We start from the raw sequence: 18,921 nt of genomic DNA, 5'->3' as shown, positions 1-18,921 counted from the left end.
ATGACTGAGAGTATTCATACTTTTTTAAACGAGCGTAAAGAATTGTGGTTAAAAGATCATTTAAAAAAGGCAGAAACAGAAGCTGTAATTTCAGAATTAAATCAACAGGCAGATGATAAATTTAGCTTAAATGAATGGTTGCCTGATGCGGCAAAGCGTGTTTCTCAGCTTTCAATGGTGAGTCATCCAAGTAAATTCAGCCATCCAAGCGCTAAAACATCAAGTGTGATTGCTACATCGAATAAGAAGAGTGATGGTTATCTGCGTAGCGGTAATGTTGATTATAGTTTGGATGTTTTTGGTAATGCGGCTGCAATGGATGTTTTTAAATTTTTATCTTTACCTTTGACTGATCAATCAACAGTGTTAGATGGATTTGAGCAGCAAAATGAAGATTTAAAAAAACTTTTAGTTCAAAATAAGCTTGATTTTGAACAGTTAAGTTTTGAGTTTTTAAAAATAAAAACAACGGATTTTTCTGTGAAAACAGATCATTTGGTAAAACAGGTGTATTTTCCAATAGCAGAGGGCGAATATCATTTATTGTCGTTATTAACGCCATCAGGTTTAATCACAAAGTTAAAACAAACCATTGATCAAATTCGTTTTTCGGAAGAAACCAAACAAGCTAAAGAAAATCGTAAGAAGAATGAGTTAAATGAGATTGGTTATGCTGATATTTATGATCTAACAGTGACTGCCTATGGCGGAACTCAACCACAAAATGTGAGTGTTTTAAATAGTCAAAATGCAGGGCGAGCTTATTTACTTTCAAGCTGTCCGCCTGTAATTGAAAAAAGAGCGATTCGTTTGCCTAAAACAGATTTTTTTGCACAGTGTTTATATCGAAGAAATTATCAGGATAGTTTTGTTCAATTGCATAAATTTATGCAATTAGATCTGAATAATATCGATATTCGCACAGCGATTCGAAACATTATTCAATTTGTCATTGATCAAGTTCTTTTACAGGCTCTAAAAACACGAGAATATGCCGAAAGTGGATGGTCAAATCAGGACTATTATGTTGGATTGCCTAAATTACAACGCATTTGGTTAGATCAAATTTATAAAGAAGAACGTGAAGAAAATTCAGAATGGCGAGATGAGCTAAGCCGAGAAATTGCAAGGTGGATCATTCGTAGCTATGAAAAAGTGATCAGCGATGCTTATAAGTTAGGAACAGGGGAGCTGTTGGATGTTAAACAGCGTATTGAGAAATCGTTACAACAGATCAAGGAGTTTTTTTAATGCGCCGCTTTATTTTAATTCCACATTTAAAAATTCATAATGCCAATGCCATGAGTAGTCCGTATAGCATTGGATTTCCTGCGATAACGGCATGGCTAGGGGCAATGCATGCCTTACAGCGTAAATTAAATGCCAAGGGGCATGATATTGAATTGACGCGACTCGCTGTGAGTTGTCATGACTTTAACTTGCAAACGCATAAAGGACAGAGTGATTTTGTTCATTCCATTATTGGTACAGCAAATCCACTAGATAAGGATGGTAGCCGACCTGCATTTATTGAAGAAGCACGTTGTCATTTAGAAGTTTCGCTTTTAATTGAATGTCAAAATATTGATCCAGATGAGAAAGAAACATTACTAAACGACATACAAAACTGTATTTCTAGTATGAAATTTGCGAGCGGTGATTTACTTGCAGTAAAAGCTTGTGAGCTTTTGACTGTTGATGAAGATGGTCAAAAAGATCAAGAACTCAAGCCAATTTTAAATAAACTCATGCTCGGTCATGTGTTGATCGAGCGTCGTGATTTAGTCATTCAAAGTATGCAAGAAGGGCAGGATGCTCTAGATGCTGTTTTAGACCATTTAAAAGTCACACATAGTTCACAAATAGATGATGATGGAAAAATCACGTGGTCAAGCAGCCGAAAAGAAAAGGGGTGGCTTGTACCCATTGCGGTGGGTTTTCAGGGAATTTCTGAATTAGGTATTGCAAAAAATCAGCGTGATGCCGACACACCGCACCGTTTTGCGGAAGCTGTTTTGACGCTTGGGGAATTTGTTATGCCTTATCGTATTAAAAGTATGGATCAACTCCTATGGCAATATCATGTTGATTTAGAAAATAATCTTTATCTTTGCCAAAACTTAATAACAAACTAATTTAATCTTTAAAAGGAAAAATCATGGCTAAAAATGACAAAGTAGTTGCAAGTGTACTTGCGTTTGAAAAAAAATTGGTTCCATCTGACGGTTATTTATATGGAACAAATTGGAATAAACGAAATGAACAAAGCGCTTTAAAACTGATTGAAAAATCTGTGCGCGGTACGGTTTCACATCGTTTAAAAAATACAACTGATAAAGACTTGTTAAAACTTAATATGGATATTGCTCATGCTAATCCACAAACTGTTGATGCTTGTGCATTAGGCGAGCATCAAGATACTTTAAAAGTTGGATTTACCCTAAAAGTATTGGGTGGAGTTGAACATCCATCTGCTTGTAATAATGAAATTTTCTTAAAATCATATAATGACGTTGCTAAAAATTATATTACTACGTATGGCTTTAGTGAGCTTGCAAAACGATATGCACTCAATCTCGCCAATGCACGTTTTTTATGGCGTAACCGCGTTGGTGCTGAAAAAGTAGAAGTGGTTGTGACTGTGAATGATCAAGCAGCAGTGACATTTAATGCTTTAAATTATCCGTTGCATAATTTTGATGCTACAGATGAAAATATACAAAATCTAGCTCATCAAATTGCAAGTGCTTTAAAAGGAGAAATTCCCTATTTACTGATTAAAGTTGAAGCTTATGCTTTGGTGGGTAAAGGTCAAGAAGTCTATCCAAGCGAAGAACTTGTATTAGATAAAGGTAAAGGTGAAAAAAGTAAAATTCTTTACCATGTAAATGATGTTGCAGCAATGCATTCACAAAAGTTAGGTAATGCTTTACGTACCATAGATACTTGGTATCCAGAATTTGATGAGAAAAAAACAGCAATTGCGATTGAGCCATATGGTGCTGTGACTAACCTCGGCAAAGCGTATCGTACCCCGAAAGATAAAAAAGATTTTTTTACCTTATTTGATAAATATGCTTTGGGTGAATCACTTGAAAATCCTGAACAAGAGCATTATGTCATGGCAGTTTTAGTACGTGGTGGTGTCTTTGGTCAAAGCAGCAAGGATTAACTATGCTCTATTATTTAGAAATTACTTTATTAGAGCAGGAGGAAATACCTCTGCATTTAATTTGGTCAAAAGTTTATACCCAATTACATATTGCTTTTGTTGAACAAGCCGATGAAGAGGGAAAGATTAGTTACGGTGTATCTTTTCCAAAATATCGCTTAATTCAGCAGAAAAAATTGGGTTATTTAGGCGATAAAATTCGTATTTTTGCGGATTCAGTCGAAGCATTGGAGCAACTGAATCTAACTCATTGGTTCGCAAGGCTGCAAGATTATGTACATGTCTTATCCGCCCGTAAAGTTCCTGAGGATAAGATCAACGGCTATGCTGCTTATTTTAAAGTTAATCCAAAATTGACGGTTGAGCAGCGTGTTGTTCATCAGGCAGAACGCCGTGGAATTTCAATTGAAGAGGCACAGGAACACTTTAAAGCATTAGATCTAACGGAGACTTTTGAACCTTATATCAATATGAAAAGCCAAACCAATGATATGAGCTTCCGTTTGATTATTGGAAAAAGACGTGTTGATGAAGCAAATATTGGAAAATTTGGAAGCTATGGATTAAGTCGTACATCTACGGTACCTGAGTTTTAACCCAATATTTTTTACACTCTTTAACAGCTTAATAAAATCAATAAGTTATAACTTTGCTTTAAAACTTTGGGTATTTCATACTTTTTAGGGATAAAGCACTGTTATAACTTTATTTTTTGCTTTATTCTTACTGTTCATGGCGACATACGCCATTTAGAAAACCCATAGAAAGAATTGGCACATCCTCAGATTGTTCATGGCGACATACGCCATTTAGAAAAGTCCATCATCAACCAAGTTCTTCACTTGGGCGTTCATGGCGACATACGCCATTTAGAAAGATCAACTGGAACATGCTTAACTTCACGAATGGTTCATGGCGACATACGCCATTTAGAAAATGTAGCAATCTTTGCTACATCCACCTTATCAGTTCATGGCGACATACGCCATTTAGAAAATGCGCTGAGAACGTGCCAACGGCGATACAAAGTTCATGGCGACATACGCCATTTAGAAATGCAAGTCAATAGCAACTTGTGTGTAATGATCGTTCATGGCGACATACGCCATTTAGAAAAATGGTTAATGAAAATAAAATCACGGCGGCGTGTTCATGGCGACATACGCCATTTAGAAATGGCACTTGTGTTTTTCGAGTAGCCATAAAAAGTTCATGGCGACATACGCCATTTAGAAAATTAACATCTGCATGACCATAATTCTCTAAGCGTTCATGGCGACATACGCCATTTAGAAAAATGCAGCTTTAGACAATGAAGCCGCAATTCAGTTCATGGCGACATACGCCATTTAGAAAAATGGAAGGAAAAATATTGGGATGAAAATCGCGTTCATGGCGACATACGCCATTTAGAAAGCCCTTAGACTCAACAATCTCAACAGACTCAAGTTCATGGCGACATACGCCATTTAGAAAAGAACGCAATGCCAAGCCAAAACACCGATCTAGTTCATGGCGACATACGCCATTTAGAAAGAACGGCTCAACAGATATTCAATCATTACTTCGTTCATGGCGACATACGCCATTTAGAAAATGCGCTGTGCCACGTTTGCGCCGCTTACCCAGTTCATGGCGACATACGCCATTTAGAAATTTTCCGCCGCTGCTGCTGCATCGGCTTCTGGGTTCATGGCGACATACGCCATTTAGAAATTGAGTCGGACGTTGATGAATCCCACGAAAATGTTCATGGCGACATACGCCATTTAGAAAGTGGACGATTCCAGATGCGGGGGTTCGTACTGGTTCATGGCGACATACGCCATTTAGAAATAGAAAATCAAAAGGTGCGGGGCAGATCAATAGTTCATGGCGACATACGCCATTTAGAAAGTATGGGTGTATTCAATGATTAGTGGGTGCGTGTTCATGGCGACATACGCCATTTAGAAAATCTCTACTTACTTCAATTATTCCATCGATTAGTTCATGGCGACATACGCCATTTAGAAATCAGCCATTACACTTAGATAAATGGAACGGCAGTTCATGGCGACATACGCCATTTAGAAAATAAAACCACAAATTTATAAATCATTTTATGAGTTCATGGCGACATACGCCATTTAGAAATCATCTCAAGAAGACATTGATGCTTCTTATTTGTTCATGGCGACATACGCCATTTAGAAAAATGCGAATGCTGCGGGTTCAGGCATTGATGTGTTCATGGCGACATACGCCATTTAGAAAGTAGTTGAGAAAAACGGAAAAACTTCACTTGCGTTCATGGCGACATACGCCATTTAGAAATTGAATGGGTAGAAATGCCCACTGTGTTACCGGTTCATGGCGACATACGCCATTTAGAAAATCAACTTAACTTCCGTGATCTGATCGTCATCGTTCATGGCGACATACGCCATTTAGAAATTAGTGATTGCATGTACCAAGCCAAAAAAGGCGTTCATGGCGACATACGCCATTTAGAAAAATTAGTCAAATATTCAGTTGAAGCTCAAGATGTTCATGGCGACATACGCCATTTAGAAATAAACACGTTTATAACTTGTATAAATCCACCAGTTCATGGCGACATACGCCATTTAGAAAAGACTATCGCAGTAGCAACATATCCAAAAATAGTTCATGGCGACATACGCCATTTAGAAAAGAACCTGGAGTCGCTGACAGAAAGTTAATCAGTTCATGGCGACATACGCCATTTAGAAATTGATGTGACTTACTCGGCACGTTTTAGAAATGTTCATGGCGACATACGCCATTTAGAAATAAGTTATTTAGCATGATTGATCTTGGTGCTGGTTCATGGCGACATACGCCATTTAGAAAATGGGTGATGAAGCGAAAAAGATTGATGACGAGTTCATGGCGACATACGCCATTTAGAAATCCACATAACACATCTTGCACATATCAATGGGGTTCATGGCGACATACGCCATTTAGAAAATTTAATAAAACATCTGTTGCTATACTTTCTGGTTCATGGCGACATACGCCATTTAGAAACATTCTTTTTACGAATAGTTTTTAATTCATCTGTTCATGGCGACATACGCCATTTAGAAAATGCGCCATTGAGAAGCGTTAGGGCCTTGAAGGTTCATGGCGACATACGCCATTTAGAAAAAGAAGAAGATCGACTGGTTTATTTGAGTAGAGTTCATGGCGACATACGCCATTTAGAAAGAATAACCCTAAATACGCGCTATTATGTAGCAACAGCACAATAAATAGAGTGATTCGCCATTTAAAATAATTCCTTTACACATAAGGAAAGGGATTATGGCTGAATCACATATCGTATCAGGATTAACTAAAAAACGTGCGGAATTGCTTGGTCAAATTGAAGCACATCAAAAAGAAATTCAACGTATCTCTGAAATGCTACTGCATGTAGATCACACTATTAAGTTATTTTCACCTGAATTTGATCTAAGAAGCGTTAAATCTAAGCGTACAAATCAAAGAAACCCTTATTTTGGAAGAGGTGAACTACAGTCATTAGTCTTAACTTGCTTGCGTGAAGCAAAAGAGCCAATGAACTACAAAGATTTAATGATGAAAGTTTTGGACATTAAAGGCATAGATTCATCTGTAGGCAATGATATTTCACCTAGCTTCATCAAAGTGCTGAACCGATTAAGAGATAAAGGTATTATTATAGCCCATAGCAATCATCGTCCTCATTTGTGGGGCATAGCGGATTAGCAGACTAAACGCTCTGATTTACGCTTATTGCCCTGCCAATAGCCACACCAATCTTTATGTGTTCGAGTTTGAGCGCATTTCATTAAAATATCAGTAAAGATTTCACCATTCGACCATCTACGAGTATCTTCACGATAAGCAGCTTCATTGGCATAGTTGGCAAGGTACATCACACCAAACTTGTGCATCTGCCCTAACTGCATACGTCTGAACCGACTAAAATAGCTTTCAGCAAGATTATTGGTCACACCATCTTTAGAACGGTATTCATATTGATGATTGACACGCTTAGTCGTGAAACGAGCATTTAGTGTATCGTATGCGGTACTTTCATCTGCATGGATTGTTGAGCCGTGTTTGATATGCTGATTGGCAAGATGATTAATGTCTTTTTGGTTTTCACTATAAACTACATAAGTTTTGGTTTTATCAGCACCTTGTAGATTACTGTTCATTGCTTTTTGGCGTAGTACCACAATGCACCGTTTATTTGGATTTTGATATTCAGCCTTGCGCCGATCTACACGGTCATCCTTGTGGTTTTTAGGGCGTACATAGCCATTTACATACGCACCATCCATGTGAACATCACCTGATAGTAATTCATCGTCACGCTGATCTATAAGGCTTTCACGGATTTTATGTGCCAATACAAAAGCAGTCTTATACTGAACACCTAAATCCCGACCTAACTGCAAAGCAGATAAGCCTTTTACAGCGTTAGAGTAAATGGCAATAGCAGCTAAATAGATTTTGAGTGGTAGTTTGTGAAAGGCAAAGATCGTACCTGATGTTACGCTGAACGTATGATTACAGCACTTGCAACGCCATTGCTTGCGTCCACGTATGAAATAGTGATGATCTTGGGTATCGCAATGAGGGCATATCGGTTGTTCTTTTCCCCACCGCATTTCTTTGAACAATAAGAAAGCTTGTTCATGGGTGATTTGCATAATTTCATATACAGATAAAGTACGAGCCTTTGCTGATAGTAGGAAATGTTGCTTAGATTCTTTTTTCATAAAATCACCCATCACAAACAAGATATGCTTAATATATTGTAATAGTTTTAATCATCAAATATAATGATTTAAAATATTATAGCGACATGCTATGTCGTTTATCTTTTATGAGGTCAAACCGTGAGTGACGATGAATGGAAAGACTATGCCAAAGGCTTAATTAAGGCAGAAATTGCCCGAAAAAATATAAGCCTGATTGATCTATCCAAAAAGCTTGAAGCAATGGGTATATCAGAAACACCACAAAACATTAGCAACAAGATCAATCGTGGTACGTTTGGGGCAATATTTATGCTTCAAATACTTAAAGCGATTGATTGTAAAGAAATTCGACTATAACCACTTACCAAACCTAAATAGGATATTCTTAATGTCTGATAATTCACTGAAAAAAGGCAGATACACACGCCATAGCAATAAAATTGGGCTTTACTCCACAAGCCATGATCGAATTGGTTTTTTAAATAATAATAACGATGTGGTTTTAAGCTTCCCTTTTAAAGATACTGTGCTTGAAGCAGGTATGAGTAAAGAGGATTCAGGGCGTGAAGAACGCTTTTTACATCAAGAAATTGATGGAAAAGATATTGATACGTTATTTGAGCCAAAAGCATTGACTAATTTTCAATATTATTCGCACCCTTGCACAGCACAGCACAGCACAGCACAGCACAGCACAGCACAGCACAGCACAGCACAGCACAGCACAGCACAGCACACAGTAGACGAATCTGAAACTAAAATAAATTTTTTTGATCAAAATGGTGAATTACAACAAAACCTTTTAATTAAAGGTAATAACCTACTCGCTTTGCATTCTTTGAAGCAACGATTTTCTAATGCAGTAAAATGTATATTCATTGACCCACCTTATTATTTTATAGATACAAAACCTGCGGACACTTTTGCATATAATTCAAACTTTAAATTATCCTCTTGGTTGGTTTTTATGAAAAATCGCCTTGAAATTGCTAGAGAGTTTTTAAAAGAAAACGGCATTATTTTCATCACTATTTCAGATGATGGCGCACATTACCTAAAGGTATTAGCAGATGATATTTTTGGACGGGAAAATTTTATTGCGGATGTAATTTGGCAATCAAGAAAATCTATTTCTAGTGATGGTTTATTATCTATTTCAAGCACACACGTTCTTACATACGCTAAAGACAAAACAGCAATCAATAAGGCTCATTTTAAATTAGCCTTGGATATAGAGGGTTTTGATCTTGAGGATGAACTAGGTAAATACAAAATTGAACCATTTGATGCTCCTAATGTCCGTGAAAATTTAGAATATAAGATTACCAATCCTAATAATGGAGATGTTTATACGCCACCTAAAGGTCGTCATTGGCGTACAACAGAAAAAGAATACCTCAGTTTACTTGAAAGAAATCGCATTCAATTTGGTTCAAAGGGCTTAACTAAACCACAATTAAAAGTATATTTAGAAGATGCTATTGAAGCAGGTAAAGGAAAAGCTGCATCAACACTTTGGTCTGATGTAACACCTGATACAATTTTATGGACTTCTACTGATACCACCACAAACGCAACAAAGCACCAACAAGCCATGTTTGGTGATGTTGTATTTGAGAACCCAAAACCTGAAAATCTAATTCAACGTGCAATAGAACTATCAACTGATGAAAATGACATCGTTCTAGACTACCATTTAGGTTCAGGAACAACATGTGCTGTCGCTCACAAGATGGGACGCAGATGGATTGGTATTGAGCAAATGGACTACATCGAAGATATAACCAAAGCTCGCTTACTGAAAGTCCTTGAGGGTGAACAAGGTGGTATTTCTAAATCGGTGGATTGGCAAGGTGGTGGTTCATTTGTTTATTTTGAGCTAAAAAAATATAACCAAGATTTTTTAAATCAAATTATGGCAGCGAATAGCAAAGGCGAATTGGATGAAGTCTATGCTGATATGGCTAAAAATGCCTTTCTAAAATTTTGGTTTGATAAAAATGAGTTTGAAAAGGACGAAAACTTCCGTTCCCTTGACTTAGATCAACGCAAGGAATTGTTGATTAGCATTTTGGATGAAAACCAATTGTTTCTTAACCATGCTGATATGCGTGACAGTCGTTACCATGTTTCAGAAGAAGAAATGAATTTAACCGATTTATTCTATGGTGCTAAAAATGACTAAACGTGTAAAAAATAAAGTTAAAGATACGCTAGACCAATTTTTATTTAGTCAAATTGAATCTAACCCTGAATATCAGGAATGGGTGCAAGATTACAAACTCCCGACTTATATAACTGATAACATCTCAAAGACATTACGTGATTATCAAGAAGTTGCGATCAAGCATTTTATTTGGTTATTTGAGCAAGACCCTGACAAAGCAAAGCATCTACTTTTTAACCTAGCGACAGGGACGGGTAAAACGCTCACGATGGCTGCTGCTATTCTGTATCTATATCAAAAAGGCTACCGCAATTTTGTGTTCTTGGTACACCAATTGCAAATTAAGAATCAGGCGGTAAAAAACTTCACCGATTATAAATTTGACAAGTATTTATTTAATCCTAAAGGGGTTAAATTAAATGGTAAAACTATTCATATCCGTGCGATTGATCGCTTTCAAGATGCCCAAAAAGATGCGATTAACTTCATGTTTTTCAGCACAGCACTGTTATATAATCGCCTGACAGAAGACAAGGAAAATAGCTTAACTGCTCAAGATTTTGCGGATAATGCTGTTGTGGTGATTGCCGATGAAGCACACCGTTTAAACGTAGATACACGTAAAAAACTCAAGAAAACCGATGAAGAAGATATTCGCAATTGGGAAACGGCTGTTCAATCGGCAATCTATGCTCGTCCCGATAATTTACTGTTAGAGTTTACCGCTACCGTAGATTTAGAAAACCCTCTCATCCATAAAAAATATCGTGATAAGTTGATTCATCGTTACGATTTTCTGCAATTCAATAAGGATGGATACAGCAAGGAAGTCGGCTTCCTTTATAACGAAGAAACGCAGATTGAAGATCAAAAGCGTTTATTGGTCATCAATGCGGTTGTGATGAGTGAATACCGCAGATTACTTGCTGATCGTGAAATGAATGTTGAGATTAATCCGATTATTTTGATTAAATCCACTAAAATTGCTAAGAGTGAGGAAGATCGGGAGTTTTTCCATAAAGTAATTAGTTCACTCAAAATAAGTGACTTAGATCATTTAAAAAACTTAAGTTCAGGCACACAGCAATCACTCATAGAAGAAGATCGAAACCGATTTATCTCTCAAATGTTTAGTTGGCTTGGTTCACGAAAATCAGGGCTGGTATCCTCTCAAGACCCTAATGGCTTAAATGCGTTTATTGCTGAAATTAAAATGCGTTTTCGTGAAGATAACAGCATGCCGTATAACAGTAAGGAGAAGGAGAAAGCATATCTACTTCCTCATTTAGATAGTAAAAGAAATGTCATTCGAGCAATTTTTTCTGTTAATGCACTCAATGAGGGATGGGATGTATTAAGCCTGTACGACATCATTCATTTTGATATTTCAGAGTCTAAAAAAGTATCACTACAAGATATTCAGTTGATTGGTCGTGGTGCAAGATTGTGTCCATACAAACTGCCAAGAGCTTATAAGATTTCTCAAATTGGAGGGTTATTTGATGAAGAACATAGTTATGAGTTCGACCCATTCAAACGTAAATTTGATAATGCACCTCATGAGCATGGGCGTATTTTGGAAACTTTCTTCTACCACTTTGTTAAAACAGGCACGTTCTTAGATAACTTGCAATATGCCTTACTCGATGAGGGAATTGTCAATAAAAGTATGGAAAAACGGACGATTAAACTCAAGTCCGAATTCCTCAATAGTGAAACCTATAGAAAAGGTTTTGTATTGGTTAATCAACAACTACACCGCAGTAAAACAACGGATACAGAAATTGATGCTACTTTTAGGAGGGAAATCAAAGCAAGTACCTACCGACTTTATACAAGAAGCTTAACGGATAAAGAGCAAAATAGTATTCAGGCAGGGATTCAGTATAAAACCATTCATTTAACGGATGAATACTTTTCACCGTTTATTATCCGTAAGGCATTAATGTCATCAGAAAATAATTTCTTTCGATTTAACCATCTGAAAAATCATATTGTTGGGATAGAGAGCATTGATGAGTTGATTGAAAAATATCTACCTTTATATGAGATTAAATATTCGTATTCGGAAGGTAAGGATATTGATCAACTTGAAGCCCATGAAAAACTGCAATTATTGGTCGGTGTGATTCTACCCGAAGTGCGTAAAGCCATAGATCGGCACATGCCACAAATTACAGGAAGTCATATTTTTAGACCAAAATCACTGTCGTCTATCTTTCAGCAAGAAAAGAACATCTACTTGGTTTCATTCCCTATCCAAGATTTAGATGGTGAAACAAGTGATCATGCACCTGATGAACGTGCAAAACCACAGTCAAGCCATGACAACCCCGATCTACAGTTTGATGTTGAAACTGCCGATTGGTACGCCTACAGTGAGAACTATGGCACAAGCGAAGAAAAACGCTTTGTTAAGTTTGTTGCAACTCAGATTGAAGAGCTTAAATCACGCTACAAGGGTGCAGAAATTTACTTGATACGCAATGAACTGGACTATTGGTTGTTTAGTCCTAAAGATGGTCGAAGGTTCAGCCCTGACTATATGCTGATCATTAATGATGCTGAAAATGGCGAAATGTACTATCAATGCCTAATTGAGCCTAAAGGCGGTCATTTACTTGAAAAGGATGCTTGGAAAGAGGAAGTATTGATAAGTTTGGACGATGAAAGCCAAATTGTTTTTGACGCAGAACAAGATGATTCAAAAAACTATGTTGAGTTCTTAAATGAAGTCAAATCGCATGGTTATAAAGAGGTCAAGTGTTTAGGCTTTAAATTCTACAATACAGAACCACGCACTGAATCAGAGTTTGCCATTGATTTCCAAACAAGAATGCCGAGTTAATCTCGGCTTTTTCTAAATGTAAGCAATTGATTATTATATCTTTGTGCGGTTGCTACATAATATCGTAAATACGCTTCATGTCTACCATGTTCATGGCGACATACGCCATTTAGAAATCAAAGATAGAATCTGACAAATAAGCAATTTGGTTCATGGCGACATACGCCATTTAGAAACAGCGATTTAATAAATAAACTGCTGCGTACTTGTTCATGGCGACATACGCCATTTAGAAAAAACTTTAATGCTAAAGGAGCGAGTTGTTCCTGTTCATGGCGACATACGCCATTTAGAAATGACCGTTTACACGCTCAGGGTTTAGCCTTCGGTTCATGGCGACATACGCCATTTAGAAAAACCGCATCTACAACTGGAATACCTGCATTAAGTTCATGGCGACATACGCCATTTAGAAAACGATCAACCAATATCACACGACCACTAGCTGGTTCATGGCGACATACGCCATTTAGAAATTTATAATATCATTTTGGTTAGTACCACCCGAGTTCATGGCGACATACGCCATTTAGAAATAATGGTGAGCGTTGCCAAGCAACACTAGCTCGTTCATGGCGACATACGCCATTTAGAAAATGTAGCCGATGGAAATGCTGTATGAAATGATGTTCATGGCGACATACGCCATTTAGAAAATAAGACATCCATTCAGTATCCTCCAAGTGATGTTCATGGCGACATACGCCATTTAGAAAATAAATGGAAAGACTCGAAAAATGTTGAACGCGTTCATGGCGACATACGCCATTTAGAAATCATATCGGTTCACACACTGGATGAATTGCTAGTTCATGGCGACATACGCCATTTAGAAAACACAAAAGAGCAAATTATTAACGCTTTAAATGTTCATGGCGACATACGCCATTTAGAAACAAGGCTTATCAACAGGACTACACAAAATAAAGTTCATGGCGACATACGCCATTTAGAAAACCAGGAGGACGCAAAAAAACCGACTGGAACGGTTCATGGCGACATACGCCATTTAGAAATGTTAAATCGACCAAGTCAGGTCTCATTCGTAGTTCATGGCGACATACGCCATTTAGAAAATTTGCCAAAATTCTCCATTTGTAGGTATTGCGTTCATGGCGACATACGCCATTTAGAAAAAACAAGTCAGGAAAATAAAATGACATTACATGTTCATGGCGACATACGCCATTTAGAAAAGAATCGTGACCGTTTCCGCGGGCGTTTTTCAGTTCATGGCGACATACGCCATTTAGAAAATCACGTACGAACTGCACACCGCGAAGTGAAGGTTCATGGCGACATACGCCATTTAGAAAAGTAACGGTTTAAACGCTGAAACAGTATTCAAGTTCATGGCGACATACGCCATTTAGAAAAGACGCATTACTTGTAACACCAGATGAGTTAAGTTCATGGCGACATACGCCATTTAGAAAGCTAAAAACACGGTAATTGACAACATTAGGGGGTTCATGGTGACATACGCCATTTAGAAATCAATGAGTGAAAGTGATGCTTGATCAAATTGGTTCATGGCGACATACGCCATTTAGAAACAATTTTCTGGTCAAGATGCGAATGCTGTATGGTTCATGGCGACATACGCCATTTAGAAATTAACATGCGTTTAACGATGACAACTCCAAACGTTCATGGCGACATACGCCATTTAGAAAATCACTGGTGATATCCACCAGAGAAGCATCAAGTTCATGGCGACATACGCCATTTAGAAACGATGCAAAACACAATAAACGCTCGTATTTAAGTTCATGGCGACATACGCCATTTAGAAAAGTAGCATAGCCTTCTGCCATACACACAATTTGTTCATGGCGACATACGCCATTTAGAAAAAGAGATTCATGCCGATGGTTTTAAGCCATATGTTCATGGCGACATACGCCATTTAGAAAATGTGTAGGAACTTCGCTAGTTCTACACCACCGTTCATGGCGACATACGCCATTTAGAAATGTTTGCCCTGTCACTACACGATCAAGGGTAAGTTCATGGCGACATACGCCATTTAGAAAGTATCGGAAAATGGGAGTGTGACATGCATAACGTTCATGGCGACATACGCCATTTAGAAAGGGCGCAAGAATAATGGGGTAGTTCATGAAGCGTTCATGGCGACATACGCCATTTAGAAATGTAGCATCGCCAGAAATTGAACCATCGGTCGGTTCATGGCGACATACGCCATTTAGAAATAGCCCCAGATAACTCCGTGCTGTATTGATCCATTCATGGCGACATACGCCATTTAGAAACAGGACTCATTACCTGCTTATGATATTCTGGAGTTCATGGCGACATACGCCATTTAGAAAACGACGACCAGCCAATTCCATGTGAACAGTCTGTTCATGGCGACATACGCCATTTAGAAACATTTAATTGGGCCACGCTGAAACTGATACAGGTTCATGGCGACATACGCCACTTAGAAACGGTACATGTTTGGCGTGTACATATGATTAACGTTCATGGCGACATACGCCACTTAGAAAGTCAGAACGTGTAGAACCGATAAAACAATTGCGTTCATGGCGACATACGCCACTTAGAAATGCTTAAAGTTCCACTTAAAAACATTATTTTGGTTCATGGCGACATACGCCACTTAGAAACATTAAAAAACCCGCCGAAGCGGGTTTGTGTTGTTCATGGCGACATACGCCACTTAGAAAAGTTTCGATTCCAGCGATCGACACTGTTTTGCGTTCATGGCGACATACGCCATTTAGAAAAAGTGGAGTGGTTAAAGTAGATGCTGTTTTTGGTTCATGGCGACATACGCCATTTAGAAATTCAAATGTTGCTTCACTATCAACCCAAAAACGTTCATGGCGACATACGCCATTTAGAAAGATTACAAAAAAGCAAGCCGCGGAATATCTTCAGTTCATGGCGACATACGCCATTTAGAAAGCGCATTCATTTGCAGCAGGTCTACGGATTAAGTTCATGGCGACATACGCCATTTAGAAAAAACAATTCAAGCAAATGCAGCAGTTTAATCCGTTCATGGCGACATACGCCATTTAGAAATTTGGGTGATATGTTGTGGCATATACTGAAAGGTTCATGGCGACATACGCCATTTAGAAATGCAAACGATGTGTAAAAGCTTAAGCTGATTGATTCACGAGAGTAGAATATGGAATCTAATCGCCCGTAAAAATGAGTTAAAAAGAAATAATATAAACAAAAACGCACTGCTTCTGGCGAAACAGTGCGTTAGGTTAATAAGATTATGCTGGTAAATCGAACCAGATCATTTCACTATCTTCAAGTGCATGAATCGTAGTTTTCTCATCAAACAATAAAGCATCACCTGCTTTAACAATTTGATTCTCAATCATAATTTGACCTTTAATCACATGCACATAATTGTGTTTTTGAGTTGCAGCAATCTCAAGTGTTTTACCAGCTTCTAACACAGCCGCTTTCACTTCTGCATTTTGGCGAATATGCATAGCAGCATTATCATTTGGTCCTGCAATCAAGTGCCATTGGTTTGGCTGTTCACTTGGATCAAGTTTGATTTGTTGATACGTTGGTTCAGCATCGCGTACATTTGGATGAATCCAGATTTGAAATAGATGCACTGGCTCATCGCTATTATTGAACTCACTATGTGCAACACCCGTACCCGCACTCATCAACTGCCATTCACCTGCGGTGATATGTTCTTCATTACCCATTGTATCACGGTGGCTCAGGCGACCATCGGTGACATAAGTCAAGATTTCCATATTGTCATGTGGATGAGTACCAAAACCATTATGTGCCGCAATCGTATCGTCATTAATCACACGAAGTGGACCAAAACCCATATATTTTGGATCATACCAGCTTCCAAATGAAAAGCTATGATAGGTATTTAACCAACCTGCTTGGACATGACCACGGTTTTCACTACGATGTAGATATGCATTCATTCTGCACCTCCCAAATTCTTATGTATTACTTCATGAACACATCGTAGCAATCCCTCAGCAAAGTAAAAACACCAGTATTGGAACAAATTGTTCTATTTGTGAAATGATTTTATGATATTTTTATAATTATTAAAAATAATAGAACAGTAAAAAGTATCAAAATAATTGATAACTAACCTGAGTTCGACAATGGATATGATACTCGTAAACGTCATCTGCAACCTGCATAGTTTAAACAAGATACTGTTTCTGCGATATATTTTAATAAATCCAAGAAGACAACAGGTTTTGCAGATGACAATGCTTTTGGTTACTTTGGACGAAACCAAAGTAACTCTAGCTGAAAGCTAATCCTAAAATTAGATGAGAACTCAGTAAGACTCCGCCAAGATCATTGTTTTTCAATAAGTTAAAGAAATATTTTCATCGAACTTACGTTAACTATAAAAGTGGAATATAAAAAAGCCCGCATTAAGATGCAGGCTTTAAAAGGGCTAATTGATTTTATTCAAGGAATTTAACAGTTACACCGCTACTGACTTTATTGCCCAAATCATTGGCATCCCAGTTGGTTAGACGAATACAACCATGTGATGCTGTTTTGGAAATCGCAGATGGGTTTGGTGTTCCATGAATACCAAAAGATTTTTTACTTAAACCAATCCAGATATTACCTACAGGGGCATTTGGACCAGGTGGCAAAGACAGTGGTTTTAAGTTATTGCCTTGAACGAAGTTACTTGGTGAATAGCTATACCAAGGGTTACGCGCAACACCCACTACCTTATAAGTACCTGTTGGAGATGGTGTATCACTACTGCCAATGGTTGCAGGAAATGAGGCAATCATTTGGTTGCGACTGTTAAATAGATATAACTGACGTGCACCTTTATGCGCAATGATCAGATGAATATCTTCTGGGAGATCATTACGCACATTGGCGACAATAATCTTTTCACCTTCTTTTTTAAAGCTTGCCTTAGGATTTAACTTTTTCAAAAAGTCTTCATCCATATGGAATTTTTCACCCAACATTTCTGTAACACGAGTGTAGTACAAACCTTTCATTTTGGCCTGTAGTGCATAATCATGGGGAATAGATGCAGCATAAGGACCTTTTAAGTCTTCTGCTGTCAAGGTGTATTCTACAAAAGCGGGTTTATTTTGCTTGGCGACCAAGGCATCCCACGTTTCTTTGGTGAGCTCACCCGTTGGTTTTAAACCATTCATTTGCTGAAAAGATGAAAGAGCTTTCAGTGTATTCATACCACTTGTGCCGTCGATTGCACCTGGAGACGCATGGGTATTATTCAGCATGACTTGCGCACGCGCATAGACTGGAAATTGACCACGTCCGATATTTTCATACCAGTCAGCATTATTTAGACCGTCAAGTGTCCAAGATGCTTTACCTGCTTGAGTTTTTGTAGCAGTTGTCGTGGCTGCTGCTTTTTGAGCAGGGGTAGGTGCAACACCTGTATCTGCATTTTTCGTTTCGCTGCTTTCAAGGTTTTGCAATGTTGCAGAGGCCTGATTCAGATCATGTTCTTCTTGAGCACTGACTTGTGCCTGATCTGAACTTGCTGGGCTAGATGTAGCCGCAACATTTGCAGCAGGAGCTGAAGCCGAATTTGTCACAGGTGACGAAACAGGACTAGATGCTGAAGATGTATTTTGAGAGAGAGGCTTACGTTCAATGGCAAGTGGATCAATCGGATCTTGAACAGATTGAGTGCGGATCACTTTTGGATTTAACGGTTGCTCGGCCGTAGGTGCAGCAAACGCTGTGCCAGTCATAATACAAGTTAGACTCAAAGCGAGCAAAGAGCGAACAAACATGTAATTCAACCTTAAGAATTATTCATATAGTTAGGACAGAAAACGGAGTAAGTATTACAGAAAATACATCACGATGCAGTAGTTCTTTTGTGTAGTTATCCAATTTTATCTTGCCTAATCTGGATTTTATCGCACAGAGAAGTTATTAAATCGCAAACCTTTTTGTTATGATGCATGCAATAAAAATTGAGATAGAGAAAGTA

11 protein-coding genes and 2 CRISPR repeat arrays are annotated in these 18,921 nt (G+C 38.0%); of the genes, 8 read left to right on the top strand and 3 right to left on the bottom strand.

Annotated elements, in window-relative coordinates:
* The 5 genes from csy1 to EGS47_RS18065 all read left to right on the top strand — a co-directional run bounded on the left by csy1 (window position 1) and on the right by EGS47_RS18065 (window position 6,910).
* Window positions 1–1,251 carry a type I-F CRISPR-associated protein Csy1 gene (csy1, locus tag EGS47_RS18085; protein ID WP_005003488.1) on the top strand — a complete coding sequence of 417 codons (1,251 nt, stop codon included), beginning with the start codon at window positions 1–3 and terminating at the stop codon, window positions 1,249–1,251.
* Window positions 1,251–2,135: a type I-F CRISPR-associated protein Csy2 gene (csy2, locus tag EGS47_RS18080; RefSeq protein ID WP_005003490.1), complete on the top strand. Its 885-nt coding sequence runs from the start codon at window positions 1,251–1,253 to the stop codon at window positions 2,133–2,135. The genes csy1 and csy2 overlap by 1 nt, the downstream gene beginning before the upstream one ends.
* A 23-nt stretch (window positions 2,136–2,158) precedes the next feature.
* Complete coding sequence (gene csy3, locus EGS47_RS18075) at window positions 2,159–3,172, top strand: type I-F CRISPR-associated protein Csy3 (RefSeq protein WP_005003494.1); 1,014 nt, start codon at window positions 2,159–2,161, stop codon at window positions 3,170–3,172.
* 2 nt (window positions 3,173–3,174) lie between these two features.
* On the top strand, window positions 3,175–3,768 hold the full coding sequence (gene cas6f / locus EGS47_RS18070; protein WP_005003495.1) for a type I-F CRISPR-associated endoribonuclease Cas6/Csy4: 594 nt from the start codon (window positions 3,175–3,177) through the stop codon (window positions 3,766–3,768).
* Between the two features lie 132 nt (window positions 3,769–3,900).
* Window positions 3,901–6,388: direct repeats of the CRISPR family, unit length 28 nt; unit sequence GTTCATGGCGACATACGCCATTTAGAAA.
* Between the two features lie 96 nt (window positions 6,389–6,484).
* Window positions 6,485–6,910 carry a hypothetical protein gene (locus EGS47_RS18065; RefSeq protein ID WP_002121608.1) on the top strand — a complete coding sequence of 142 codons (426 nt, stop codon included), beginning with the start codon at window positions 6,485–6,487 and terminating at the stop codon, window positions 6,908–6,910.
* Here EGS47_RS18065 and EGS47_RS18060 read toward each other — a convergent pair.
* The gene (locus EGS47_RS18060; protein WP_002121625.1) at window positions 6,907–7,932 is read right to left on the bottom strand and encodes an IS1595 family transposase; all 1,026 of its coding nucleotides are present in this window, start codon (window positions 7,930–7,932) and stop codon (window positions 6,907–6,909) included. The two genes, EGS47_RS18065 and EGS47_RS18060, sit on opposite strands and share 4 nt — an antisense overlap.
* A 120-nt stretch (window positions 7,933–8,052) precedes the next feature.
* Between EGS47_RS18060 and EGS47_RS18055 the strand changes: the two genes are divergently transcribed.
* From EGS47_RS18055 to EGS47_RS18045, 3 genes are read left to right on the top strand one after another with little or no spacing between them, the layout of a single operon-like run.
* Window positions 8,053–8,271 carry a DUF6471 domain-containing protein gene (locus tag EGS47_RS18055; protein WP_002121548.1) on the top strand — a complete coding sequence of 73 codons (219 nt, stop codon included), beginning with the start codon at window positions 8,053–8,055 and terminating at the stop codon, window positions 8,269–8,271.
* A 31-nt stretch (window positions 8,272–8,302) separates the two neighbouring features.
* Window positions 8,303–10,099 carry a site-specific DNA-methyltransferase gene (locus EGS47_RS18050; protein ID WP_125269853.1) on the top strand — a complete coding sequence of 599 codons (1,797 nt, stop codon included), beginning with the start codon at window positions 8,303–8,305 and terminating at the stop codon, window positions 10,097–10,099.
* Complete coding sequence (locus EGS47_RS18045) at window positions 10,092–12,929, top strand: DEAD/DEAH box helicase family protein (protein WP_002121599.1); 2,838 nt, start codon at window positions 10,092–10,094, stop codon at window positions 12,927–12,929. Before EGS47_RS18050 ends, EGS47_RS18045 begins: the two co-directional genes overlap by 8 nt.
* Before the next feature lie 88 nt (window positions 12,930–13,017).
* Window positions 13,018–16,046: direct repeats of the CRISPR family, unit length 28 nt; unit sequence GTTCATGGCGACATACGCCATTTAGAAA.
* Between the two features lie 143 nt (window positions 16,047–16,189).
* Here EGS47_RS18045 and EGS47_RS18040 read toward each other — a convergent pair.
* Window positions 16,190–16,879, bottom strand: coding sequence for a pirin family protein (locus EGS47_RS18040; protein WP_004990083.1), 690 nt, complete (start codon window positions 16,877–16,879; stop codon window positions 16,190–16,192).
* Window positions 16,880–17,383: 504 nt separating this feature from the next.
* The gene (locus EGS47_RS18035; RefSeq protein WP_005003501.1) at window positions 17,384–18,718 is read right to left on the bottom strand and encodes a L,D-transpeptidase family protein; all 1,335 of its coding nucleotides are present in this window, start codon (window positions 18,716–18,718) and stop codon (window positions 17,384–17,386) included.
* Between the last annotated feature and the right edge of the window lie 203 nt (window positions 18,719–18,921).

It is taken from the genome of Acinetobacter sp. FDAARGOS_515, assembly GCF_003938865.1.
GTDB lineage: Bacteria > Pseudomonadota > Gammaproteobacteria > Pseudomonadales > Moraxellaceae > Acinetobacter > Acinetobacter ursingii.
Note: the sequence above shows the minus strand (reverse complement) of the source record. Positions and strands in the feature narration are given on the sequence as shown.

Coding starts and splice junctions, on each gene's coding strand:
- EGS47_RS18065 (WP_002121608.1), top strand. CDS start 6,485: ATGGCTGAATCACATATCGTATCAGGATTAACTAAAAAACGTGCGGAA.
- EGS47_RS18035 (WP_005003501.1), bottom strand. CDS start 18,718: ATGTTTGTTCGCTCTTTGCTCGCTTTGAGTCTAACTTGTATTATGACT.
- csy3 (WP_005003494.1), top strand. CDS start 2,159: ATGGCTAAAAATGACAAAGTAGTTGCAAGTGTACTTGCGTTTGAAAAA.
- EGS47_RS18040 (WP_004990083.1), bottom strand. CDS start 16,879: ATGAATGCATATCTACATCGTAGTGAAAACCGTGGTCATGTCCAAGCA.
- EGS47_RS18050 (WP_125269853.1), top strand. CDS start 8,303: ATGTCTGATAATTCACTGAAAAAAGGCAGATACACACGCCATAGCAAT.
- csy2 (WP_005003490.1), top strand. CDS start 1,251: ATGCGCCGCTTTATTTTAATTCCACATTTAAAAATTCATAATGCCAAT.
- cas6f (WP_005003495.1), top strand. CDS start 3,175: ATGCTCTATTATTTAGAAATTACTTTATTAGAGCAGGAGGAAATACCT.
- csy1 (WP_005003488.1), top strand. CDS start 1: ATGACTGAGAGTATTCATACTTTTTTAAACGAGCGTAAAGAATTGTGG.
- EGS47_RS18060 (WP_002121625.1), bottom strand. CDS start 7,932: ATGAAAAAAGAATCTAAGCAACATTTCCTACTATCAGCAAAGGCTCGT.
- EGS47_RS18045 (WP_002121599.1), top strand. CDS start 10,092: ATGACTAAACGTGTAAAAAATAAAGTTAAAGATACGCTAGACCAATTT.